The 23,109-nt window shown below is 61.9% G+C and carries 21 protein-coding genes; 7 read left to right on the top strand and 14 right to left on the bottom strand.

Going from position 1 to position 23,109, the window contains the following annotated elements:
* Positions 1-5: 5 nt before the first annotated feature.
* The 4 genes from arfA to leuS all read right to left on the bottom strand — a co-directional run bounded on the left by arfA (position 6) and on the right by leuS (position 4,785).
* Complete coding sequence (gene arfA, locus ATH90_RS25115) at positions 6-170, bottom strand: alternative ribosome rescue factor ArfA (RefSeq protein WP_003176285.1); 165 nt, start codon at positions 168-170, stop codon at positions 6-8.
* Positions 171-407: 237 nt separating this feature from the next.
* Positions 408-1,445 (bottom strand): DNA polymerase III subunit delta, encoded by a 1,038-nt coding sequence (gene holA, locus ATH90_RS25110; protein ID WP_034109423.1) that lies wholly within the window; start codon positions 1,443-1,445, stop codon positions 408-410.
* A 39-nt stretch (positions 1,446-1,484) separates the two neighbouring features.
* Positions 1,485-2,090 carry an LPS-assembly lipoprotein LptE gene (locus tag ATH90_RS25105; RefSeq protein ID WP_034109422.1) on the bottom strand — a complete coding sequence of 202 codons (606 nt, stop codon included), beginning with the start codon at positions 2,088-2,090 and terminating at the stop codon, positions 1,485-1,487.
* 88 nt (positions 2,091-2,178) lie between these two features.
* Entirely contained in the window at positions 2,179-4,785 is a 2,607-nt protein-coding gene (gene leuS, locus ATH90_RS25100) for a leucine--tRNA ligase (RefSeq protein ID WP_034109421.1), read from the bottom strand.
* A gap of 262 nt (positions 4,786-5,047) precedes the next feature.
* On the opposite strand from leuS, the gene ATH90_RS25095 reads away from it, so the two are divergent.
* On the top strand, positions 5,048-5,365 hold the full coding sequence (locus tag ATH90_RS25095) for a hypothetical protein (protein ID WP_034109420.1): 318 nt from the start codon (positions 5,048-5,050) through the stop codon (positions 5,363-5,365).
* Between the two features lie 114 nt (positions 5,366-5,479).
* Entirely contained in the window at positions 5,480-6,241 is a 762-nt protein-coding gene (locus tag ATH90_RS25090) for a YdcF family protein (RefSeq protein ID WP_098467428.1), read from the top strand.
* A 105-nt stretch (positions 6,242-6,346) separates the two neighbouring features.
* Here the strand turns inward: ATH90_RS25090 and lnt are convergent, their stop codons facing one another.
* The 5 genes from lnt to miaB all read right to left on the bottom strand — a co-directional run bounded on the left by lnt (position 6,347) and on the right by miaB (position 12,034).
* On the bottom strand, positions 6,347-7,870 hold the full coding sequence (gene lnt, locus ATH90_RS25085) for an apolipoprotein N-acyltransferase (RefSeq protein ID WP_034109578.1): 1,524 nt from the start codon (positions 7,868-7,870) through the stop codon (positions 6,347-6,349).
* 272 nt (positions 7,871-8,142) lie between these two features.
* Positions 8,143-8,982 carry an HlyC/CorC family transporter gene (locus ATH90_RS25080; RefSeq protein ID WP_010206772.1) on the bottom strand — a complete coding sequence of 280 codons (840 nt, stop codon included), beginning with the start codon at positions 8,980-8,982 and terminating at the stop codon, positions 8,143-8,145.
* Between the two features lie 41 nt (positions 8,983-9,023).
* Positions 9,024-9,482 (bottom strand): rRNA maturation RNase YbeY, encoded by a 459-nt coding sequence (gene ybeY, locus ATH90_RS25075; protein ID WP_098467427.1) that lies wholly within the window; start codon positions 9,480-9,482, stop codon positions 9,024-9,026.
* Complete coding sequence (locus tag ATH90_RS25070; RefSeq protein ID WP_069078377.1) at positions 9,475-10,479, bottom strand: PhoH family protein; 1,005 nt, start codon at positions 10,477-10,479, stop codon at positions 9,475-9,477. The genes ybeY and ATH90_RS25070 overlap by 8 nt, the downstream gene beginning before the upstream one ends.
* A gap of 226 nt (positions 10,480-10,705) precedes the next feature.
* Positions 10,706-12,034, bottom strand: a complete 1,329-nt coding sequence (gene miaB / locus ATH90_RS25065) for a tRNA (N6-isopentenyl adenosine(37)-C2)-methylthiotransferase MiaB (RefSeq protein ID WP_034109416.1) — start codon at positions 12,032-12,034, stop codon at positions 10,706-10,708.
* 131 nt (positions 12,035-12,165) lie between these two features.
* Between miaB and ATH90_RS25060 the strand changes: the two genes are divergently transcribed.
* Positions 12,166-12,492 carry a DUF1820 family protein gene (locus tag ATH90_RS25060; protein ID WP_003236992.1) on the top strand — a complete coding sequence of 109 codons (327 nt, stop codon included), beginning with the start codon at positions 12,166-12,168 and terminating at the stop codon, positions 12,490-12,492.
* 127 nt (positions 12,493-12,619) lie between these two features.
* Here ATH90_RS25060 and ATH90_RS25055 read toward each other — a convergent pair whose 3' ends face one another.
* From ATH90_RS25055 to ATH90_RS25040, 4 genes are all read right to left on the bottom strand, one after another.
* The gene (locus tag ATH90_RS25055) at positions 12,620-13,174 is read right to left on the bottom strand and encodes a tetratricopeptide repeat protein (protein WP_010206766.1); all 555 of its coding nucleotides are present in this window, start codon (positions 13,172-13,174) and stop codon (positions 12,620-12,622) included.
* A 225-nt stretch (positions 13,175-13,399) separates the two neighbouring features.
* A complete protein-coding gene (gene hemL, locus ATH90_RS25050) occupies positions 13,400-14,683 on the bottom strand; it encodes a glutamate-1-semialdehyde 2,1-aminomutase (RefSeq protein WP_034109415.1) in 1,284 nt (427 codons plus the stop codon).
* A gap of 11 nt (positions 14,684-14,694) precedes the next feature.
* Positions 14,695-15,324 carry a thiamine phosphate synthase gene (gene thiE, locus ATH90_RS25045; RefSeq protein WP_034109414.1) on the bottom strand — a complete coding sequence of 210 codons (630 nt, stop codon included), beginning with the start codon at positions 15,322-15,324 and terminating at the stop codon, positions 14,695-14,697.
* 18 nt (positions 15,325-15,342) lie between these two features.
* Positions 15,343-16,140 carry a hydroxymethylpyrimidine/phosphomethylpyrimidine kinase gene (locus tag ATH90_RS25040; RefSeq protein ID WP_034109413.1) on the bottom strand — a complete coding sequence of 266 codons (798 nt, stop codon included), beginning with the start codon at positions 16,138-16,140 and terminating at the stop codon, positions 15,343-15,345.
* Positions 16,141-16,416: 276 nt separating this feature from the next.
* Between ATH90_RS25040 and ATH90_RS25035 the strand changes: the two genes are divergently transcribed.
* The 4 genes from ATH90_RS25035 (at position 16,417) to ATH90_RS25020 (ending at position 22,870) form a co-directional block, all read left to right on the top strand.
* Positions 16,417-18,807, top strand: coding sequence for a hybrid sensor histidine kinase/response regulator (locus tag ATH90_RS25035; protein ID WP_034109412.1), 2,391 nt, complete (start codon positions 16,417-16,419; stop codon positions 18,805-18,807).
* Positions 18,808-18,873: 66 nt separating this feature from the next.
* Positions 18,874-20,526 (top strand): acyl-CoA dehydrogenase family protein, encoded by a 1,653-nt coding sequence (locus ATH90_RS25030; protein ID WP_098467426.1) that lies wholly within the window; start codon positions 18,874-18,876, stop codon positions 20,524-20,526.
* A 164-nt stretch (positions 20,527-20,690) separates the two neighbouring features.
* Entirely contained in the window at positions 20,691-22,163 is a 1,473-nt protein-coding gene (amn, locus tag ATH90_RS25025) for an AMP nucleosidase (RefSeq protein WP_161630243.1), read from the top strand.
* Between the two features lie 71 nt (positions 22,164-22,234).
* Positions 22,235-22,870 carry a pseudouridine synthase gene (locus ATH90_RS25020; protein WP_034109410.1) on the top strand — a complete coding sequence of 212 codons (636 nt, stop codon included), beginning with the start codon at positions 22,235-22,237 and terminating at the stop codon, positions 22,868-22,870.
* On the opposite strand, the gene ATH90_RS25015 is transcribed toward ATH90_RS25020, so the two are convergent.
* Complete coding sequence (locus ATH90_RS25015) at positions 22,865-23,074, bottom strand: DUF2788 domain-containing protein (RefSeq protein WP_025858220.1); 210 nt, start codon at positions 23,072-23,074, stop codon at positions 22,865-22,867. The genes ATH90_RS25020 and ATH90_RS25015 overlap by 6 nt on opposite strands.
* Positions 23,075-23,109 lie beyond the last annotated feature (35 nt).

The following is a 23,109-nucleotide window of genomic DNA, read 5'->3' as shown; positions in this document are numbered from 1 at the left end:
TGCCTTCAGGCAGCCAGAAAGTAAGAAGCCTCCCAGCTATTAGACTGGAAGGCTTCGCGGCGGTAGCTGCCTTTGCCCTTGCCGGCGCGTTCCTGACGGCTGCGGAACAGTGGCTGGGCGATGATGGACTTGGCCTTGTTGGGGCCATGCTTGGATGGCTTTTTGCTCATGGCTGGTGCTCTCGTGGAGTGGGAGGAAGCGGCGCAAATCATCTGCCGAAGTCCAGCCGCTGTAAAGCCCGTCGATGTGTAGGACATATAGAAAATTTGAAGGTGTACACGGTCAAAATGTGTGAGCGGGCCTGCCCGCTTAAGGCGGCGTGCCAGTCACTGCAAGTGTCAGCTGAACCACCGCATTCGCGGGCAAGCCCGCTCCTACATGGGAGCTGTGGTGTTTTTGAGAGAAGGTTATTCGGCGGGCAAGGTCAGGCGCTGGCCGGCCATCAACAGCGACAAACGGCTCAGGCTCATCCATGGCGAACCGGCCGCCTGGCCCTTGATCTGCGCGTCGATTCGTTGCGCTTCCAGCAGCAATTGCGCCCAGCGTTGCGCCGAGTGCCGTTGCAGCGCTTTGCTCATCAGCGGCTTGCGCTTGTCCCATACCGGCGGCCGGGCTTGGCTGAAGGCCTTGTCCAATGGCGTGCCCTGGCTGTATTGCAGGGCAATATTGGCCAGTACCCGCAGTTCCCGGGCCAGGGCCCAGAGAATCACCGGTGGTTCCACGCCTTCACCGCGCAGGCCTTCAAGCATGCGCAGGGCATGGGCAGGTTCGCCATTGAGAATCGCGTCGACTAGCCCGAACACGTCAAAGCGCGCGCTATCCGCCACGGCCCCCTGCACGGTTTCGACGGTAATCTGCCCGTCTTCGGCCATCAGCTTGAGCTTTTCGATCTCCTGAGCGGCGGCCAGCAAGTTGCCTTCGACCCGGGCCGCGATCAACTCCACCGCGTCCTGGGTCGCCGACAACCCTGATTGGGACAGGCGTTGGCGAATCCATTGCGGCAACTGGTTGCTGTCCACCGGCCAGATCTGGATGAACTGGGTGTGCGCCCCTTCCACCAGGGCCTTGCCCCATTTGGTCTTCTGCGCGCTGCCGTCGAGCTTGGGCAGGCTGATCAACAGCACCGTGTCTTCGGCCGGTCGCGAGCAGTATTCCATGAGGGCGGCTGCACCTTTGTCGCCGGGTTTGCCCGAAGGCAGGCGCAGTTCCAGCAGGCGTTTCTCGGCGAACAGCGACATGCTTGCGCCGGCTTGCAGCAATGTGCCCCAGTCGAAACTGGCGTCGGCGCTGAAGACCTGGCGTTCGTCGAAACCCTGCTGGCGAACAGCGGTGCGGATGGCGTCGGCGGCTTCCTGGCACAGCAGCGGGTCATCACCGCTGACGATATAGACAGGCGCGAGGCCACCTTGCAGGTGTTTGGCGAGTTGGGCGGGGGCGAGCTTCATAGGCAGGGTAAACGGGGCGCTTGGGGCGCCCCGTTTGTCTTACTCGACTGGTACTTCAACAGGCGACTGTTTCGGCGTGTTGTTTTCATACTCTTGCGCGGCTTTCAGGGCGTCGGCATCAGCCTTGGCCTTGTCGTCAGCGCGCTGCTGCAAGGTCTCGAGTTGTTCCGGGGTGATCATCGACAGGCGCAGGACCATGCGCTGTACCAGCTCGCGGCGCATTTCCTTGCGTACCTGGATAATCTCGGAGTCCGAACCTACCAGGTTGTTACCGTCGTGGCTGACGATCTTCTGTACCTGAATGCTGTCAGCCATCAGGGGCAGGTGGTCGCGGCCCTGGACTTCAAAGTTGAGCTGGGTGCTCAGTTCGATATCGGAGGCACGCCCGGCGCTGGCGTAGCTCAGGTTGCGCTGGGTTTCTTTTTCACCGGCCAGGAACAGCTTGTAGGTCGCGCCTGTGTAGACGTGAACGCCGCTGTTTTCCAGGACCTGACGCAGCTGGGTCACCGTTTCGCTGTAGGCGTCGCGGGCACTGACGTCCAATTCCTTGATCGCCATTTCGTTGGTACCGGTACCGCGCAGCTGGAAGCCGCAAGCGCTCAGCAGCACGGCGAGGCCCATAACCAGCAGGTTGCGTTTGATCATTTTGTTGCTCCCCTTGAAACCATGTGGGCCTTATCGAGGCCCTGAAGGCTTTGTTCGGCGCAGGGCCCAAGCCCTGCGCCCGATCCGATTAGCTAGCGACGATATTGACCAGTTTGCCAGGCACCACGATCACTTTGCGGATCGTGAGGCCTTCGGTAAAGCGCAGCACGTTTTCGTTGACGCGGGCAGCCGCCTCGACGTCTTCGCGGCTGGCGGTAGCCGGCATGTCGATCTGGCCACGGAGTTTGCCGTTCACCTGGATCACCAGTTGCAGCGTGTCCTGTACCAGTGCGCTGTCATCCTGCACCGGCCAGCGCGCGTCGATGACGGCGTCGCTGTGGCCCAGGCGGTTCCACAGGTCGTGGCTGATGTGCGGCGTGATCGGGGCCAGCAGCAGGGTGACCGTCTCCAGGCCTTCCTGTACCAGCGCGCGATCCTGCTCAGTGGCTTGTGGTGCTTTTTCCAACACGTTCATCAGCGTCATCACCTGGGCGATGGCGGTGTTGAACTTGTGGTTCTGGCCCACGTCCTGGCTGGCTTGCTTGATGGCCAGGTGGGTGCTGCGGCGAATGAGTTTCTGCTCGTCGCTCAAGGCTGCCACGTCCAGTTTGCCCGGCAGGCCCTGGCTGATGTGGGCGTGCGCCAGGCGCCAGACGCGCTTGAGGAAGCGGTGCGAGCCTTCGACGCCGGAGTCGGACCACTCGGCGCTCATGTCGGGCGGCGAGGCGAACATCATGAACAGGCGGCAGGTGTCGGCGCCGAACTGATCGATCATCGACTGTGGGTCGACGCCGTTGTTCTTCGACTTGGCCATCTTCTCGGTGCCGCCGATTTCGACCGGCAGGCCGTCGGCGATCAGCTTGGCGCTGATGACCTTGGCTTTGCTGTCACGCTCAAGCTCGACATCGGCCGGGTTGAACCAGGTGTAGGCGCCATTGGCTTCACGGCGGTAGTAAGTCTCGGCGACCACCATGCCCTGGGTCAGCAGGTTCTTGAACGGCTCATCGGAGCTCACCAGGCCTTCGTCACGCATCAGCTTGTGGAAGAAGCGCGCATACAGCAGGTGAAGGATGGCGTGTTCGATACCGCCGATGTACTGGTCGACCGGCAGCCAGTGGTCGGCCGCGGATTTTTCTACCAGGCCGCCTTCATAGTGCGGCGAGGCGTAGCGGGCGTAGTACCACGAGGACTCGACGAAGGTGTCCATGGTGTCGGTTTCACGCTTGGCAGGCTGGCCGCATTTCGGGCAGTTGCACTCGTAGAACTCGGGCATGCGCGCCAGTGGCGAGCCTGCGCCGTCCGGCACCACGTCTTCCGGCAGGACGACCGGCAATTGGTCTTCCGGTACGGGCACGTCGCCACAGCTTTCGCAGTGGATGATCGGGATCGGGCAGCCCCAGTAGCGCTGGCGGCTGATGCCCCAGTCGCGCAGGCGGAACTGGGTGCGCGAGGCGCCGAGGTTTTTCTTGATCAGGGCGACTTCGATGGCGTCGAACGCGCCCTGGAAGTCCAGGCCGTCGAACTCGCCGGAATTGATCAGTTCACCGTGCTCGCCGTAGGCGTCTTGCCACGGGGCCGGGTTGGTGTCGCCCGAGCTGGTGCGCACCACGGATTTGATCGGCAGGTTGTATTTGGTGGCGAATTCGAAGTCGCGCTCGTCGTGAGCCGGCACAGCCATTACTGCGCCATCGCCGTAGTGCATCAGCACGTAGTTGGCGACCCACACCGGCAGTTTTTCACCGGTCAGCGGGTGCTCGACGAACAGGCCGGTCGGCAGGCCTTTTTTCTCTTGGGTGGCGACGTCGGCTTCGGCCACGCTGCCGCCTTTGCATTCGGCGATGAATGCCTGCAGCTCAGGATTGTTCTGGGCCGCCTGGGTGGCCAGCGGGTGTTCGGCGGCCACGGCGACGTAGGTTGCGCCCATCAGCGTGTCGGGACGGGTGGTAAAGACTTTGAGTGCGCCCGCTGCGCCGATCGAGTCGACGTTGTACGGGAACTGCACTTCCATGCCCTTGGACTTGCCGATCCAGTTGCGTTGCATGGTCTTGACCTGTTCAGGCCAGCCCGGCAGGTCGTCGAGGCTCGACAAGAGCTCATCCGCGTACGCGGTGATCTTGAAGTAGTACATCGGGATTTCGCGCTTTTCGATCAGCGCGCCGGAGCGCCAGCCGCGGCCGTCGATTACCTGTTCGTTGGCCAGTACGGTCTGGTCGAGCGGGTCCCAGTTAACGGTGCCGCTTTTCTTGTAGATCACGCCTTTTTCGAACAGGCGAGTGAACAGCCATTGTTCCCAGCGGTAGTAGTCCGGCTTGCAGGTGGTCACTTCGCGGGACCAGTCCACCGCCAGGCCCAGGCTGCGCAGCTGGCTCTTCATGTAGGCGATGTTTTCGTAGGTCCACTTGGCGGGGGCTACGTTGTTTTTCATCGCGGCGTTTTCCGCCGGCATGCCGAAGGCGTCCCAACCCATGGGTTGCAGGACGTTCTTGCCTTGCATGCGCTGGTAGCGGGAAATCACGTCGCCGATGGTGTAGTTGCGCACATGCCCCATGTGTAGCTTGCCGCTGGGGTAAGGGAACATCGATAGGCAGTAGTAAGTCTCCTTGCCTGGCTGTTCACTGACTTCAAAGGACTTTTGCTCGTCCCAGAAGGTTTGGGCGGCATTTTCTATTTCACGGGGCTGATATTGTTCGTGCATGGCTACTTTTGAACTGAATAGGGGTGGCCTAATCCTCTTCGGTGCAACATTCAGGTTGAGCGACACCAAAAAGCGGCGCGTCCGTGCCCAAACCCTGCGGGAAGTGGAGTTACAGGAAGCGCCGTAGCATACATGACCCCACTCTATCGAGGGAAACCCTGATTGCGCAGGCAGGGCCGTCTGTCGCGGCGCCAGGCAGGTGCAGCCATGGGGGCTACGCTGTTTATTGGGGAGTGAGTCATATCTTCAATGAGGTGAGGGGATGGTTGAATCGCAGCGAATCGTAACGAAACCCGATATCTATGAAGGACTGATCGACCGATTGGGTCGTGCATTGGATGCAGCGAGGACAGCGGGCCGATTGCGTGATGAGCGGCCTGTGGAGCTGGAACTGCGTGGCTTGAGCCGTGCGGAGCTGGAACTGATCAATGTTTATCTGGAACGCAATGGGCGCAGTGCGCCTCCCTGGGTGGCAACCCCACCCATCAAGGAGCCTACGCATTCAGCCAAGGTGGTGTGGCTCAAGGACTTGTCGGCCGGTCGTGGCCCGGAAAAGCTCCGGTCCGCCCGCTACAAGTAATTCGCTCCCCCCTGAACGGCATCATCGCTCTAGTTCACCGTAAAGCATGTCACCGTAAAGATTGTCGCTAAACCCCGTTACACCTTAGGCTTCGGGCATCTTTGGAGATGCCCGATGCCTATTCGTTACTTCATCAAACAATTGCTTCTGCCGCCCGGCATTCTCTTGCTGTTGCTGGCGCTTGCCTGGTGGTTTCGTCGCAGCCGTCCGCGCTTGGCGGCGTGCTGCTTTGCCTTGGGGCTTGGGGGCATGTGGCTGATCAGCCTGCCAGTGATGGTGGAGTGGGGCGCGCGGGTGCTGGAAACCGAGCCGCCGTTGGCCCGCGAGGACTGGTCTACCCTGGCCCAGCGTGCCGATGCCATCGTGGTTTTGGGTTCGGGGCGTGAACGCGGTGACCCGGCCTGGGGCTCCGACCAACCCACGGGTATCGGCCTCGAGCGCCAGCGCTATGCCGCACGCTTGGCCAAGGCCTCCGGGTTGCCAGTATTGACCACCGGGGGCCTGCATTACGGCACGCCGCCCAGCGAGGCCGAGTTGATGGCGGTGTCGATGCAGGATGACTTTGGCGTCAAGGTGCGATGGAAGGAAGAGCGTAGCCGCACCACCTGGGAAAATGCGCAGATGAGCGCCGAGATCCTGCTGCCCGAAGGCATCAAGCGCGTGGTGGTCGTGACCCAAGCCTGGCACATGCCGCGTTCGGTGTGGAGTTTCGAGAAGGCCGGCTTTACCGTGGTGCCAGCGCCCGTGGGGTTCCTGGGGGTGGACAACGCCCGGCCGTTAGGAGGCTGGATGCCGGAGTTCAAGTCGATATGGCAGAGCGGGCAATTGCTCAATGAGGCGGTGGGGCAGGTGGGGTATCGAGTGTTCTACCGATAACACCGCACATGCAAATGGGGGAGCAGGCTGCCAGCCTGCACATTGGCTGGCTGACCCACCGCTATCGCAGGCCAGCCAGCTGCCACATTGTCATAAGCCTGTCGGTCAGACGGTCTTGGACATCCGGCCGGCCAATAGCGCCCAACCAAACAGGCCCAGGCACACAATGATCAACGGCCACGAACGCCATTGCAGGTACGGCGTGAGGTTGTGCATGGGCACCACTTCGCCGTAGAGGATGCCGCGCTCGAACTGCGGGATCTGCTCGGTAATCTGCCCAAAGGGGTTGATCAGGCCGGTGACGCCGTTGTTGGTGGCGCGGATCATCCAGCGGCCGGCTTCCAGCGCACGCATCTGCGCCATTTGCAGGTGCTGCAGGGGGCCGATGGAGCGACCGAACCAGGTGTCGTTGCTGATGGTCAGCAGCAGATCGCTCTGGGCCGACAAGCCGGCAGCGAACTCGGGGTACACCACTTCGTAGCAAATGAACGGCGCAATCTGATACCCCTTGGCCTGTAGCATCGCCTGGTCGGACGGGCCACGGGCGAAGTCCGACATCGGCAGGTCGAAGAAGGCAATCAGGCCGCGCAGCATGTCTTGCAGCGGTACGTACTCGCCGAAAGGCACCAGCTTCTGCTTGAGGTAGGTGCCGTCGCCTTCACCGACCACGGTGATGCCGTTGAAGTAGCGCTTATGATGGTGCACTTCCTGGCGAATCGGTACGCCGGTAATCAGCGCGGTATGCCGGTCGGCGGCGAACTTGCCCATCATGCCCAGGTAGCCCTCGACGGACTCCTTGAGCACCGGTACCGCAGTTTCCGGCCACACCAGCAAATCGACACGCTTGGAGCTCAAGCTCATGTCGCGGTACAGCGCGAGCTGCGCATTGAGCTGCTCTGGGTCCCACTTCATGCTCTGTTCGACATTGCCCTGGATGGCTGCCACGGTCAGTGGAGCGCCGGACGGGCTGGTCCAGGCGTGGTGCTTGAGGGCCAGGCCGATCGCCCAGGGGGCTACCAGCAACACCAGGCCTGCGCCGATAAACGCGTTGCGCTTGCCGGCCAGCAGGCGCGGCAGGTTGCACAGCAAGGCCGCCGTGAGTGCCAGGGCGAAGGAGATCAGCCACATTCCGCCCACTGGCGCGAGGCCGGTGAGGGGGCCGTCGAGTTGGCTGTAGCCGGAGTACAACCACGGGAACCCGGTGAGGAACCAGCCGCGAAACGCTTCCTGGCCCACCCACAACGCGGCAAACGTCAGTGCATCGGCCAATGGCGCCTCATTGCGACGCAACCAGCGTGCCCACAGCCAGGCGGGCAGGGCGAAGAACCAGGCAATTGCGGCGGTAAACAGCAGCATCAAGAACCCAGCCAGCAGCACCGAAGCGCCGCCGAAGTGGTGGATGCTGTAGTAGATCCAGCTGGTGCCAGCGCCAAACAGGCCGAAACCGAAGCACCAGCCACGGCCCAGGGCCTGGCGTGGGCTCAGGTCCCGCAGCCCGACATAGAACAATCCGACCGCCACCAGCGCAAACGGCCACAGGTCGAACGGCGCCAGCGCCAGGGTGGTGATGGCGCCGGCCACCACGGCCAGCAGGTTACCGGGCCAGCCGGGTGCGATCAGACGGCGCATGTAGGGGTGGGTCATCAGCTATTTCCTGTGTCGCGCCGGCCTGCTGCGGCACAGGGCAAGGCGCGAGGCGTGTGGTGTGGTTTTTCCAAATGAACGACGAGTAACGCAGCCCTGTGTCGCAGCAGGCCCGGCCCTACGGGTTGCCCCTGGGAGCGGGCCATGCTGCGTTGCAGGCCTTGAAAAGGGGGCGCCATTCCCTGCGGCCTGCGCCTTGCCTGGCCCGCTCTCAGGGGCAACGCGACACAGGAAACAGCTGATGACCCACCCCTTCCTTAGCGGGCAATAGGTGTCAGGCGGATCAGATGGATCCTGCGGCTATCGGCATTCAGGATGCGGAAGCGATAGGCGCCGATCTCGGTGGTCTCGTTACGCTTGGGCAGGTGCCCGAACGCACTCATCACCAGGCCACCGACGGTGTCGAACTCGTCATCGGAGAATTCGCTGTCGAAGAACTCGTTGAAGTTCTCGATCGGCGTCAAGGCCTTGATCAGGAAGTCACCGCTGGGCAGCGGCTTGATGTAGCTGTCTTCCTCGACGTCGTGCTCGTCCTCGATGTCGCCGACGATCTGTTCCAGCACGTCTTCGATGGTCACCAGGCCAGCCACGCCGCCGTATTCGTCGATCACAATGGCCATGTGATTGTGGTTGGCGCGGAATTCGCGCAGCAGCACGTTGAGGCGCTTGGATTCGGGCACGAAGGTGGCCGGACGCAGCAGGTCCTTGATGTTGAAGCTGTCGCCGTTCTCCTTGAGGATCAGCGGCAGCAGGTCCTTGGCCAGCAGGACGCCCATGACGTCGTCATGGCTTTCACCGATCACCGGGTAGCGCGAGTGCGCCGAGTCGATCACGGCCGGGAGGAATTCCCGCGGCGTCTGGGTCGCCTTGATGCTGATCATCTGCGAGCGCGGGACCATGATGTCCCGTACTTGCAGGTCAGCCACCTGGATGGCGCCTTCGACGATGGCCAGCGCTTCGCTGTCCAGCAACTTGTTCTGATGGGCCTCGCGCAGCAGCTCAAGCAGCTCCTGGCGGTTTTTCGGCTCGTGGGCAAAAGCCTGGGTCAGTTTACCCAGCCATGACTTCTGCCCGTTGCTCGATCGGTCTTCGCTCATAGCGATTACTCTGAATCCTTTATTGTTACAGTTGAGTGTTTTTAGACTTCGTCGTCCGCATACGGGTCCGGATGACCCAACTCTGCAAGCAACGTTTGTTCCAGTGTTTCCATTTCTTCGGCTTCGTCATCGTCTATATGGTCGTAACCCAAGAGATGCAAGCAGCCGTGGATGACTAGATGGGCCCAGTGGGCTTCTAGTTCCTTGCCTTGTTCCTTCGCCTCGCGCTCCACCACCGCGACACAGATGACCAGGTCGCCCAACAACGGGATATCCAGCAATTCATCCGGTACGTCGGCGGGGAAGGACAGCACGTTGGTCGCGTAGTCCTTCTGGCGCCAGGTGCGGTTCAGCTCGCGGCCCTCGGGCTCGTCCACCAGGCGAATGGTCAGTTCCGAGTCAGCAGTGCGCTGGCGCAGGGCCAGGGCGCACCATTGGCGAAACTGTGCTTCGCTGGGGGCGGGCGCTTCGGTGGCCAGCTGCAGGTCTAGCTCAAGCATCGTGGCGAACGTCCTTGGCCGGTGCATCGTCGCGGTGGTCGAAGCGCTCGTAGGCTTCGACGATGCGCTGCACCAGCGGGTGGCGAACCACGTCCTTAGGCATGAAGTGCGTGAAGCTGATGCCCGGCACGTCCTTGAGCACCTCGATCACCTGGGCCAGGCCCGACTTGGTGCCCTTGGGCAGGTCGACCTGGGTCACGTCGCCAGTGATCACGGCGGTGGAACCGAAACCGATCCGGGTGAGGAACATCTTCATTTGCTCGACCGTGGTGTTCTGGCTTTCGTCGAGGATGATGAAGCTGTTGTTCAAGGTACGGCCACGCATGTAGGCCAGCGGGGCGATCTCGATCACCTGGCGCTCGATCAGCTTGGCGACATATTCGAAGCCGAGCATCTCGTACAGTGCGTCGTAGAGCGGGCGCAGGTACGGGTCGATCTTCTGGGCCAGGTCGCCGGGCAGGAAACCGAGCTTTTCGCCAGCCTCGACCGCCGGGCGCACCAGCAGGATGCGGCGGACTTGCTCGCGCTCCAGTGCGTCGACCGCGCAGGCCACGGCCAGGTAGGTCTTGCCGGTACCGGCAGGGCCGATGCCGAAGTTGATATCGTTGCCGAGGATTTCCTTGACGTACTTCTGCTGATTCAAGCCGCGTGGGCGAATCATGCCTTTTTTGGTACGCAGGGCCACGCTGGCTTCGGCCACAGGGTTGTTGGCCAAGTCTTCCACCGCCGATTCCTGCAGGTACAGGTGCACCGTTTCCGGCGACAGCTCACTGCCCTTGGTTTCACGGTATAGACGGCGCAGCAGGTTTTCTGCGGACGTGGTGTGTTGGGGTTCACCAATGAGCTCGAATTGATTGCCGCGGTTGCGGATCTCGATGCTCAGGCGTTGTTCGATCAGGCGCAGGTGCTCGTCGAACTGTCCGCACAGGTTGGCGAAACGGCGAGCCTCAAACGGCTCGAGGAGAAAACGATGGGGTTCTACTATGGGTGCGTTCAAGGTCGCTTTTAGCCGCCCTTTGGCTGTTGAGGTGAAAGAGAGAATAACGCCAGTGGCGCGGGTACGAAAGCACTTACGTTATCGGAACGCTGCGCGGTCTAAATGTGGGAGCGGGCTTGCTCGCGAAGGCGCTGTGTCAGCCAATACAGGTATCGACGCAAGCGCCACCTTCGCGAGCAAGCCCGCTCCCACATTTTGATCTCCATCAGCCAGCATTCTTGATGGGTTACTGAATCAACGACCCGCGCAACGAATGGGGCTGGGCCGCATCGATGTGCACATCGGCAAACTGGCCGATCAGGGTCGGATTATCGCAACGGAAGTTTACGATTCGATTGTTCTCGGTACGGCCCTGCAATTCGCCCGGGTCTTTTTTCGAGTAGTCGGTGACCAGGATGCGCTGGATGGAACCGACCATTTGTCGGCTGATCTCGAAACCCTGCTGGTTCAAGCGATGTTGCAGCGCGTTGAGGCGCTCTTTTTTCAACGCTTCCGGGGTTTCATCCACCAGGTCGGCGGCCGGGGTGCCAGGCCGCTGGCTGTAGACGAATGAGTAGGAGAAGTCGAAGCCGACGTCTTCGATCAGCTTCATGGTCTGCTCGAAGTCTTTCTCGGTTTCACCGGGGAAGCCGACGATAAAGTCCGAGCTGATGCAGATGCCCGGCACCGCTGCGCGCAATTTGCGCAGCTTGGATTTGTATTCCAGGGCGGTGTGGTTGCGCTTCATGGCGGCCAGGATGCGGTCCGAACCCGATTGCACCGGCAAGTGCAGGTGCTTGACCAGTTCCGGTACTTCCGCGTGGGCCTGGATCAGGCTGTCGGAGAACTCCAGCGGGTGCGAGGTGGTGTAGCGAATCCGCTCGATACCGTCCACGGCAGCCACTACGCGGATCAGCTCCGCCAGGTCGGCCAGGCGACCGTCGTGGGTCAGGCCGCGGTAGCCATTGACGTTCTGGCCCAGCAGGGTGACCTCACGCACGCCGTTCTCGGCCAGGTGGATGATTTCCGATAGCACGTCGTCAAAGGGCCGGCTGACTTCTTCGCCACGGGTGTAAGGCACCACGCAAAAGGTGCAGTACTTGCTGCAGCCTTCCATGACCGACACGTAGGCGCTCGGGCCATCGATACGTGGCTCGGGCAAATGGTCGAATTTTTCGATCTCCGGGAACGATACGTCGACCTGCGGCAGCTTGGTGACGCGTGCGGCGTCGATCATTTCCGGCAGGCGGTGCAGGGTCTGCGGGCCGAAGACCACGTCGACATAGGGCGCGCGATCACGGATCGCGGCGCCTTCCTGGCTGGCCACGCAACCGCCGACGGCGATCACCATGTCCGGGTTGGCCAGTTTCAATTCGCGCCAGCGGCCCAGCTGCGAGTACACACGGTCCTGGGCCCGCTCGCGGATCGAGCAGGTATTGAGCAGGATTACGTCGGCATCTTCGGCGCGGGCGGTGACTTCCAGGGCCTGGTGTTCGCCCAGCAGATCGACCATGCGCGAGCTGTCGTACTCGTTCATCTGGCAACCGTGGGTTTCGATGTAAAGCTTCTTGGCCATGGGAATCGTCAACTGGTGGTAAAGAACCGCGCATTATAGGGGGCATGCCCATTGGTTCCTAGCGTTGTGCATCGGGTGCCATGCTATAGTTCGCGCCCTCTTTTATATCCCCGATGTGTTGTTCGCCCACCATGACCAAACGTGAAGCTCCAATCTACAAGGTGATTTTCCTCAACCAGGGCCAGGTGTTCGAAATGTACGCCAAGCAGATCTATCAGAGCGATCTGTGGGGTTTCCTGGAGGTGGAAGAGTTCGTCTTTGGCGAGCGCACCCAATTGGTCGTCGATCCGGGCGAAGAGAAGCTCAAGGCTCAGTTTGAAGGCGTGGTGCGCAGTTTTGTACCGATGCATTCGATTGTGCGCATCGATGAAGTCGAGCGCTTGGGCACGCCGAAGATCAGCGAGGCGCGGGGCGTGAGCAATGTCATGCCGTTTCCGATGCCGATGCCTGAAAAGTAGGGCTTTAATCGCGCCGCGCCCATCGCAGGCAAGCCAGCGCCCACAGTTGGCAGCATTCCAATGTTGGAACTCGGTCGAGTGTGCGGGCTGGCTTGCCTGCGATAGCGATAGAAGGGTCTAGATGAATTCAGGGCAGGGGTGAAAAGGGCGAACGCCCATCGGCACTCTGCAGTTCCTGCAGGTAGTTGCGGAAGATCTGGCCCAACACCTGGGTCGCCACTTCCAGCTCATCGCGCTGCATGTGCTCGGCGACTTCGTCAGCCGTGTCCAGCGCGTCTTCGGCGCCATTGACCGCCGCCATTTTCAGCACGATGTAGGCCTGGACGTTATTGGCTGGCACGCCTTCGCCCTTGAAGAACATGTTACCCAGTTCGAATTGCGCTTGCGCATGGCCCTGCAACGAGGCTTTCTCGAAGTAGCTCAAGGCTTTGTTGAGGTCACGGGCAGGGTTTTTGCTGTCGTGGAAGTACTCGCCCAACTCGTATTGCGCCTGCGCATCCCCACCGTCGGCCTGTTTCTGGCACGCGCTCAGCGCTTCGGCCTGGCTGTCTGGCTGGGTATTGAGGGTGCAACGACCCATCGCTGGGATTAACAACGAGTTGCCGCCTGCTTGTGCATGTGCCAGCAGCGGCTGAAGGAGCAACAGGCAGCCCAGAACCAGGGTGCGGCCGGTGCGTTTCATGGGAATCGACTTACCTCTGACGGGGCACGCGGATCCTCGGGGGATCCAATAAGCGCGCATTATGAAATAAGCAGGCCTCTGCTTACAAAGTCTTTACTCGTTTTTCTGCTGCTTGGGCAAGTTATCCGCCGGATTGCAGGTGATTTCTCGAAAAAACTCGGAAATCTCTGTAAGCAAAGTAGCAAATCAGACACCGTTTGCTCGGTGCCTGATGGTTGCGGCCTGTTATTTCAGTGCGGCGAAGGCGCGTTCGGCAGCGTCGAGGGTCAGTTTCAGCTCGGCGTCGCCGTGGGCGATCGAGGTGAAGCCGGCTTCGAAGGCGCTCGGTGCCAGGTACACGCCGCCTTCCAGCATCAGGTGGAAGAAGCGCTTGAACAGGTCGGCATCGCTGCCCATCACGTCATCGAAGGTGACAATATCGTCGGCGCCGCTGAAATACAGGCCGAACATACCGCCCGCCTGGGTGGTAACAAATGGGATACCGGCGGCATCGGCGCGCTGTTGCAGGCCGTCGAGCAGGCGCGTGGTGTAGTCGGTCAGCTCGGCGTGGAAGCCCGGGCGGCTGATCAGGCGCAGAGTGGTCAGGCCGGCGGCCATGGCCAGCGGGTTACCCGACAACGTACCGGCTTGGTACACCGGGCCCAGCGGCGCGATGTGCTGCATGATCTCGCGCTTGCCGCCGAAGCAGCCCACCGGCATGCCACCACCGATGATCTTGCCGAAGGTGCTCAGGTCCGGCGTGACGCCGTAGTGCGCCTGGGCGCCGCCGAGGGCAACGCGAAAACCGGTCATCACTTCGTCGAAAATCAGCACCACGCCGTGCTTGTCGCACTGCTCGCGCAGGCCTTCGAGGAAGCCCGGCGCTGGCGGTACGCAGTTCATGTTGCCGGCCACCGGCTCAACGATGATGCACGCCACGTCCTGGCCGACTTCATTGAGCATTTGCTCGACGGCGGCGATGTCGTTGAACGGCAGGGTGAGGGTGTGCTTGGCGAACGCGGCAGGTACGCCGGCCGAGCTCGGTACGCCCTGGGTCAGCGCGCCGGAGCCGGCCTTGACCAGCAGGCTGTCGGAATGGCCGTGGTAGCAGCCTTCGAACTTGATGATGCTGTCGCGGCCGGTGAAACCACGGGCCAGGCGAATCGCGCTCATGGTGGCTTCGGTGCCGGAGCTGACCATGCGCACCATTTCCATCGACGGCACGATGCTGCAGACCAGGTCCGCCATTTCGGTTTCCATGGCGGTCGGCGCGCCGTAGGACAGGCCGTGTTCCAGCTGCTTGCGCACTGCGTCCAGCACGTCTGGGTGGCTGTGGCCGAGGATCATCGGGCCCCAGGAACCGACGTAGTCCACATAACGCTTGTCATCTTCGTCGGTGACGTAGGCGCCTTCGGCATGTTTGAAGAACAACGGCGTGCCACCGACGCTCTTGAACGCACGCACGGGGGAGTTCACACCGCCGGGGATGTGTTTCTGGGCATTGGCAAACAGCGTTTCGGAACGGGACATGATGGGGCTCTCTAAACTGAAATTTTAAGCAGATCGTTGAACGCGCGAGCGCGGCGCGTGACTTCCTGGGTACTGTCGGCGCCAAACAGGCCGTGCACCACCGCCAGCAGGTCGGCACCGTGGGCCACCAGGGGTTCGGCGTTCTCCAGGGTAATGCCGCCGATCACGCAGATCGGTAGCTGCAGGCGCGCGCGGGCCTGGGCCAGCATCTCCAAGGTAGCGGCCGGGGCGCCGGGCTTGGTGTTGGAGTTGAAGAAGCGGCCGAAGGCGACGTAGCTGGCGCCTTCCTTGGCGGCCTGCTCGGCCAGTTCGATCTGGCTGTGGCAAGTCGCGCCGATGATCGCCCTGGAGCCGAGCAGTGCACGGGCAGGGGTCAACGGGCCATCGGTCTGGCCCAGGTGCACGCCGACGCCTAGGCGTGCGGCCAACTCGGCGTCGTCGTTGATGATCAGTTGGGTCTTGTAGCGCGAGCAGAGCTCACGCAACTTCTCGGCCTCACGCAGGCGCCGGGCTTCGTCGCTGCTTTTATCGCGGTACTGCAACAGGGTCACGCCACCGTCCAGCGCCGCTTCGACGTAGGCGAGGAATTTGCCGGCCAACAGTTGGCTGTCGGTAATGGCGTACAGGCCACGTAGTTTCATCAGGCAGGCCTCTTGCTGTTAAGAGCAGAAATCCAGCGGCAGGCGGCGCGGTACAAACTGGCCCTGACCGAGTTGTTCGGCGTCACGCAGGGTGCGCCAAGTGTAGTTGAGTGCCGATTGCACGGCGCTGACCAACCCTTCGCCCTGGGCAATCCGGCCGGCCAGTGCGCTGGCCAACGTGCAGCCCGAACCATGGTAGCTGCCGGGCAGGCGTTGGCAGGTAAAGGTTTGGCGCGTGCCGTCGCGGCCGTACAGGCGGTTGTGCACTTCGTGCTCGTCGCCATGGCCGCCGGTGATCAGCAGGTGCCTGATGTACGGCAGCAGCTTCTCGGCGCATTCGTCCGCGGTGCCTTCGGGCAGTTCGGCGAGGATGCGCGCTTCGGGCAGGTTCGGCGTGGCGATCAGCGACAACGGCAGCAGCCGCTCACGCATCGCGTAACCGACTTCGTCCTTGCCCAGGCTGCCACCGCCGCCGGCACGCAGCACCGGATCGCACACCACGGGCAGGTGCGGATGCGCCTGCAGCAGTTCGACCACGGTGTCGACCATCGCGGTGGAGCCGAGCATGCCCAGCTTCACCGCCGCCACTTCGGAGTCGCCGAGTACGGCATTGGCCTGGGCCAGTACCCACTCGCGGTCGAGCACACGGAAATCGCTGACGTTGACCGTATTCTGCACGGTCAGGGCGGTGACGGCCGGAGCCGCATGGCAACCCTGGGCGAGCAGGGCTTCGATATCTGCCTGCAAGCCGGCGCCACCACTGGGATCATGGCCGGAGAGACAGAGGACAACGGGGCGAGAGCTGTAGATATTCATGGTGCGCGAGCTTACCACCAAACGCTTTTGGCGGGGCCGTCTGGCGATGGCTGAATTTTGCCCGGTGCGTGACGCTTTTTTGGCGCACGAGTAGCGGTTAAAACCTTCTGTAATGCTTGTTCTAGAGCCTTTCAAAAAATTATTTCAATGGTGTCCAATAGCCTTTAATGGCTATGCTAGAGTGGATCCAAACAACTAACTGTATTGCCGGTGTACGTCTTCTCAAAAGGAATGGGGGGCTTTTTGACATAACCGGACAGGCCACGCTGGGGCTCTATGCGCTATTTGCTGATTTTATTGTTGTGCGGGCTGCCCATGCTCGCCAGCGCCGTCGAGTTCAACCAAGACACGCGTCGCCTGCCACTGGGCCGGGTCATGCAAGTGCTCGAAGACCCGACCGATGCCCTCACAATTGCTGATGTCAGCGCGCCATCCGCCAACTCGCAGTTCAAGCCCCACGATAAAGACACCCTGAATGCCGGCTACTCGCGCTCGGTGTTCTGGCTCAAGTTGAACCTGCATTACGTGCCGCAAGCCACCGACGCGCAACGCACCTGGCTGCTGGAACTGGCCTACCCGCCGCTCGACCATCTTGACCTGTATCTACCCGACAGCACCGGCACCTACCGCCTGGCCGGGCGCACGGGGGATGCGTTGCCGTTCTCTGCTCGCGAGATTCGCCAGAACAACTACCTGTTCAAGCTCGACTTCACGCCGGGCGAGGCGAAAACCGTCTACCTGCGCCTGCAAAGCGAAGGCTCGATCCAGGCGCCATTGACGCTCTGGTCCAGCACGGCCTACCTGGAGCAACAACCGTTGCGCCTGTATGTGCTGGGCCTGATCTATGGCGTGTTGCTGGGGATGCTGGTCTACAACCTGTTCATCTACCTCAGCGTGCGCGACACCAGCTACCTCTATTACATCCTTTATATCGCCTCGTTCGGCCTGTACCAGTTGTCGGTCAACGGCGCGGCGGTGGAGTATTTCTGGCCGAACAACCCGTGGTGGGCGAATGCCGCGACACCGTTCCTGATCGGTTCGGCGGCGCTGTTCGGCAGCCTGTTTGCGCGCAGCTTTTTGCACACGGCGCAGCACAGTCGCTGGATCAACCGTTTGCTGCTGGCGCTGGTGGCCGGTGGTGGCGTGGTGATGCTGCTGTCGTTGATGACCAGCTACGCCCTGGCGCTGCGCCTGGCCACCGGCTTGGCGCTGGTGTTTACCGTGACCATTTTTGTGGCCGCCATCAAGGCCTGGTATTGCGGGCAGCGGGTGGCGCGCTATTTCATCATTGCCTGGTCGGCATTCCTGCTGGGTGGGGTGATCAATACGATGATGGTGTTGGGCTACCTGCCCAATGTGTTCCTGACGATGTACGCCAGCCAGATCGGTTCTGCGATCGAAGTGGCGCTGTTGTCCCTGGCCTTGGCCGACCGCATCAATTCCATGCGTGAGCAACAGGCGCAGATCCTGTTCGATGCCAGCCAGAAGCTTGAAGTGCTCAACCAGCAATTGGCCCGCAGCAACCGGCTAAAGGATGAATTCCTCGCCACCCTGACCCACGAACTGCGTACGCCCATGAATGGCGTGATCGGCTCCCTCGAGCTGATGCAGACGGTGCCGCTGGACGCGGACCTGGCGCAATACCAGCAAACCGCCGCCGGTTCGGCGCGGGACATGATGCGCATGGTCAACGGTATCCTCACCCTCACCGAATTGCAGGCCGGACGCTTGAGTGCCCAGCCCCAGGTGTTCAGCCTGCGCGGTACGCTCGACACCTTGCGCCAGCAGTTCAGCGCCAGCGCCCAGAGCAAAGGCCTGGCGTTTTCCATCGACGTGGCAGACGAACTGCCGGACCGCGTACAGGGCGACGTCGACAAACTGCTGCAGTGCCTGGATTGTCTGCTGGATAACGCCTTCAAGTTCACTCATGAAGGCTCGGTACGCTTGCGTGTGGTCGGCGTGCCCCACAGTGACGGTGGCGTGCGCCTGAGCTTTATTGTTACCGACACCGGTATCGGCTTTGCTTCCCTCGACGAGGCTACCCTGTATCAGCGTTTCTTCCAGCTCGATGGCTCCATGACACGCGAGTACGGCGGCCTGGGCATCGGCCTGGCGATCTGCCGCCAACTGATCGAGCTGCTGGGCGGGCGCCTCACCCATCATTCCGAACCGGGCAAAGGCAGCCGCTTCCAGCTGGAAGTGGACGTCAGCCCGGTGCCGGCCGAGTCCAAGCCTGCGCCAGATAAGCAACGTGCACCCCACGAGTGTTCGGTGCTGTTGGTGGATGACAACAGCGTCGGCCAGTTGGTGGTGCGTGGCATGCTGCTCAAGCTTGGTTACCGGGTGAAAACCGTGGACACGGGCGCGAGCGCGCTGGCGGCGTTGCAGAGTGCGAATTTCGACGCGGTATTGTTGGATATTCCCGAAGGTGGTTTCTCATTGTGCTGCCAGATTCGTGCATTGCCGGGTTGTGGAGAGTTGCCGGTGATTGCCTTGAGTGCCTCGCTGAATGTGTCGGCGCGCGAGCATTGCCATGGTGTCGGTGTCTCGGATCGCCTGGCCAAACCTGTGCGTTTCGAGGCCTTGCAGGCGATGTTGGAGCGCCGTTTGTTGTGCCCGGTTGAGGGCGAAAGCGCCGGACATTCGGCGCGTATGCCACTTTTTTAAGGCGTATGACGGTGCTTAACTGAATTTCAGGCCTCAACTGAACGTGGCCTTTTCAGGAGGCCCGTCATGAACCTGCATCAGTTTGCCGAAACCCACGACGTCACCAACCAGCCGCCGTCCCTGGATGGCGCCAACTTGTATCGTATCGACGTGCCCCTGCAGGAGTGGTCACGCCGCTTCGGCGCCGGCTGGGCGCAGGCGCGCATCGATGCCTATGGTGCGCTGGCCGGCGGGCCGTTGATGGACGCAGGGTTCCTGGCGAACCAGAACAAGCCGGTGTTCAGCAGTCATGACCGTTATGGCCATCGCATCGACCTGGTTGAGTTTCATCCGGCCTATCACGAACTGATGCGCACCGCCGTCGAGCATGGCCTGCCGTCGTTGCCCTGGGCGCACCCACAGCCCGGTGCTCATGTGGCGCGCGCCGCCATGACCTACCTGCACAGCCAGGCCGAAGCGGGCACCGGCTGCCCGCTGACCATGACGTTCGCCTGTGTGCCCGCCCTGCGTCTGCAGCCTGACCTGGCTGGCATCTGGCTGCCGAAAATCCTCAGTACCCAATACGATCCACGCAATGTCGGCATTGCCCATAAGGCCGGTGCCACCATCGGCATGGCCATGACCGAGAAGCAGGGCGGTACTGACGTGCGCGCGAACACTACCCGTGCTTACCCGGTGGGCGCGGGCGGCACGGGCCAGGCGTATGAACTGGTGGGGCACAAGTGGTTCTGCTCGGCGCCGATGTGCGATGCGTTTCTCACCTTGGCGCAGACCGACAAGGGGCTCACGTGTTTCCTGCTGCCCCGGCATCGTCCGGATGACACGCGCAATGAGTTCTACATCCAGCGCCTGAAGAACAAACTGGGCAACTGCTCCAATGCTTCCAGTGAAGTGGAGTTCCGCGGTGCCCTGGCCTGGATGATCGGCGAAGAAGGCCGTGGCGTGCCGACCATCATCGAGATGGTCGCCATGACCCGTTTCGATTGCATGGTCGGCTCCAGTGCCCTGATGCGTCAGGCGCTGACCCAGGCCAGCCATCATTGTGCCCATCGTTCGGTCGGCGGCCGCGTACTCAGTAAGCAACCGCTGATGCAAAACGTGCTGGCTGACCTGGCGCTGGAAAGCGAGTCCGCGCTGGCCCTGAGCCTGCGCATGGGCCGCGCGCTGGATCATGTGGGGGATGAGCAGGAAGCCAAGTTCACCCGTCTGGTGACGGCGGTGGGCAAGTACTGGATCTGCAAGCGCGCCCCGGCCATGATCAACGAGGCGGCCGAGTGCATGGGCGGTGCCGGGTATGTCGAGGACAGCATCCTGCCGCGCCTGTACCGTGAGGCACCGGTGAACTCGACGTGGGAAGGTTCCGGCAACGTGCAATGCCTGGACGTGCTGCGGGCGTTGTCCAAGGAGCCGGGTGTGTTGGAAGCACTGTTTGTCGAACTGGGCGATGGGCATGGTGACCGGCTGTTGGCGCGGCATATCGAGCAATTGAAGTCGGCGTTCATGGACACTCAGGACATCCAGTACCGTGCGCGGCAACTTACCGAGGACATCGCCGTGGCGTTGCAGGCCAAGCTCTTGCTGGAGGCGGGGAATGCGGCGGTCAGTGATGGCTTTATTGCCAGCCGGCTGGGCGACTCGTCCGGCCGGGTGTATGGCACCTTGCCGCGGGGGGTGGACGTAGAGGCGATTGTCGCCCGTTCAACGCCGCCTTCCCTCTGATTGCACGCGGCCCAGAAGTGGGCGCTGGCGTGCAGCCAGTGGCGGTGTGCCAGCTCATAAATGGATGACTGGACCAACGCCATCGTGGGCAAGCCCGGCGCCCACATTGATCGCATTCCCGCTGGGATACAGGCAAGATAAAGGCCTGCAAGTCAGAACACAGGATGCTTACCGTGACCGAAGCTTTTGTTGTCGTGCAAACCGCTGAAGAAGCCGTGGATCGGCTGGCGGCCCTGCATGAGCGTGCCACTGGCGCGCTCAATCAAGCCCTCAAGCAATACCTCAAAGACCGCGTCGAGCCCGACGCCGAACAACGTGCGCTGTTTCGTTACCCGGAACTGCGCCTGACTTACCACTGCCACGGCGAAGTCCCACAGACCACTCGGGCGTATGCCAAAGTCCAGTTGCCGGGGACCTACAGCGTCACCGTCACCCATCCTGCGGCGTTCCGTAAGTACCTGCTGGAGCAATTGGTGCCGCTGATGCACGACTTCACCGTGACGGTGGAAGTCGGCGTCAGCCAGCAGAACATTCCCTACCCGTACGTGGTGGAGCAGGGCGATGAACTGGCCGGCTCCGGTGTGACCGCCGCGACCCTGGCTCGCGTGTTCCCCAGCACCGACCTGTCGGCCGCAACGGATGGCATCGCCGACGGCCTGTACGACTGGGAAAACACCGACCCGCTGCCCCTGGCGCTGTTCGATGCGGCCCGTGTGGACTTCTCCCTGCGCCGGCTGGTGCATTACACCGGCAGCGACTGGCGCCATGTGCAGCCGTGGATCCTGCTGACCAACTACCACCGTTATGTCGACCAGTTCATCCTGCATGGCCTGGAGCAACTGCGCAGCGACCCGCGGTTCATCCGCATGGTGCTGCCGGGCAACGTGGTGATCGACAAGAGCATGGACCACGGTGAAGCGTCCGCCATTGCCGCTGGCGTGGTGTGGCACCGTTACCAGATGCCGGCCTATCACCTGCAGGCCACTGATGGCCACGGCGTGACCCTGGTGAACATCGGCGTCGGCCCGTCCAATGCCAAGAACATCACCGACCACCTGGCCGTGCTGCGTCCGCATTGCTGGCTGATGATCGGCCACTGTGGCGGCCTGCGCCAATCCCAGACGATCGGCGACTACGTGCTGGCTCATGCCTATATGCGCCGCGACGGGATTCTCGACCGCGTGGTACCGCCGAACATCCCGATCCCGGCGTTGGCCGAAGTGCAGTTGGCCTTGCAGCAAGCGGCCGCCAACGTCACCGGCGAAAAAGGCGAAGAGCTGAAAAAACGCCTGCGCACCGGCACCGTACTGACCTACGACGACCGCAACTGGGAACTGCGCTGGGCCCAGGAGCGCCCGTTGATCAACCTGTCCCGCGCCGTGGCCGTGGACATGGAAAGCGGCACCATCGCCGCCCAGGGGTATCGCCTGCGGGTGCCGTATGGCACGTTGCTGTGCGTGTCGGACAAACCGCTGCACAGCGAAATCAAGCTGCCAGGTTCTGCCAACGCGTTCTATGAACGTGCGGTGAGCCAGCACTTGAAGATCGGCATCGAGGCGGTGGACTTGCTGCGCACCGAACTCAACTCGCTGCACTCGCGCAAACTGCGCAGCTTCGACGAGCCGCCGTTCCGCTAAGCGGTTGGGATGGTCATTTAACGGTCAGGCCACTAGCATTGTCGGTCCTGACCGTTAGATGTTCCTTTGCCATGTCCCGTCCCACTCGTCCCGATTCACGCCGCCCTGGCGTGAAACCTCCCTATTCCGCTGCTCGGCGTGTCGCCAAGGCACCGCCGTCCGAGCCGAAGTTGATCCTGTTCAATAAACCGTTCGATGTGCTGACCCAGTTCAGCGACGAAGGTGGGCGCGCGACGCTCAAGGATTTCATCGACATCCCCGGCATTTACCCGGCGGGCCGCCTGGACCGTGACAGCGAAGGCCTGTTGCTGCTGACCAATGACGGCCAGTTGCAGGCGCGGATTGCCGACCCCAAGCACAAGTTGGCAAAAACCTACTGGGTGCAGGTCGAGGGCGAACCCAGCGAAGAGCAGCTGCAACGCCTGCGCGATGGCGTCGAGCTGAATGACGGCATGACCTTGCCCGCCGAAGCCCGGCCGTTGGACGAGCCCGAACTATGGCCGCGCAACCCACCCGTACGGTTTCGCAAAAGCATCCCGACTCACTGGCTGGAGCTGGTCATTCGTGAGGGCCGCAACCGCCAGGTACGGCGCATGACCGCCGCCGTCGGGTTGCCCACGTTGCGCTTGGTGCGCGTACGGATTGGTGACTGGTCGATCGAGGGCCTGGACCAAGGCCAATGGAAGGAAGTGCCGGCGCGCTTATAAAGCGCCGGACTCGATCAGGCCGATCACTACGCTCTTGATGATGAACGCGGCCACGCCCAGGCCCAGCACGAAGAACAGGATGAACGAGCCAAAGCGCCCGGCCTTGGACTTCTTCGCCAGGTCCCACACGATAAAGCCCATGAAAATGATCAGGAGGGTGACCAGGCCGGTCATCATCCATTCTTCAAACAGGGCGGGGTCGATGTTGTTCATGGGGGGCTTCCGACAAGGCAGGCGAC

It is taken from the genome of Pseudomonas lurida (genome assembly GCF_002563895.1).
In the GTDB taxonomy this organism is placed as follows: Bacteria; Pseudomonadota; Gammaproteobacteria; order Pseudomonadales; family Pseudomonadaceae; genus Aquipseudomonas; species Aquipseudomonas lurida.
The sequence above is the reverse complement of the archived record's forward strand: the minus strand, read 5'-3'. Positions and strand labels throughout refer to the sequence as shown.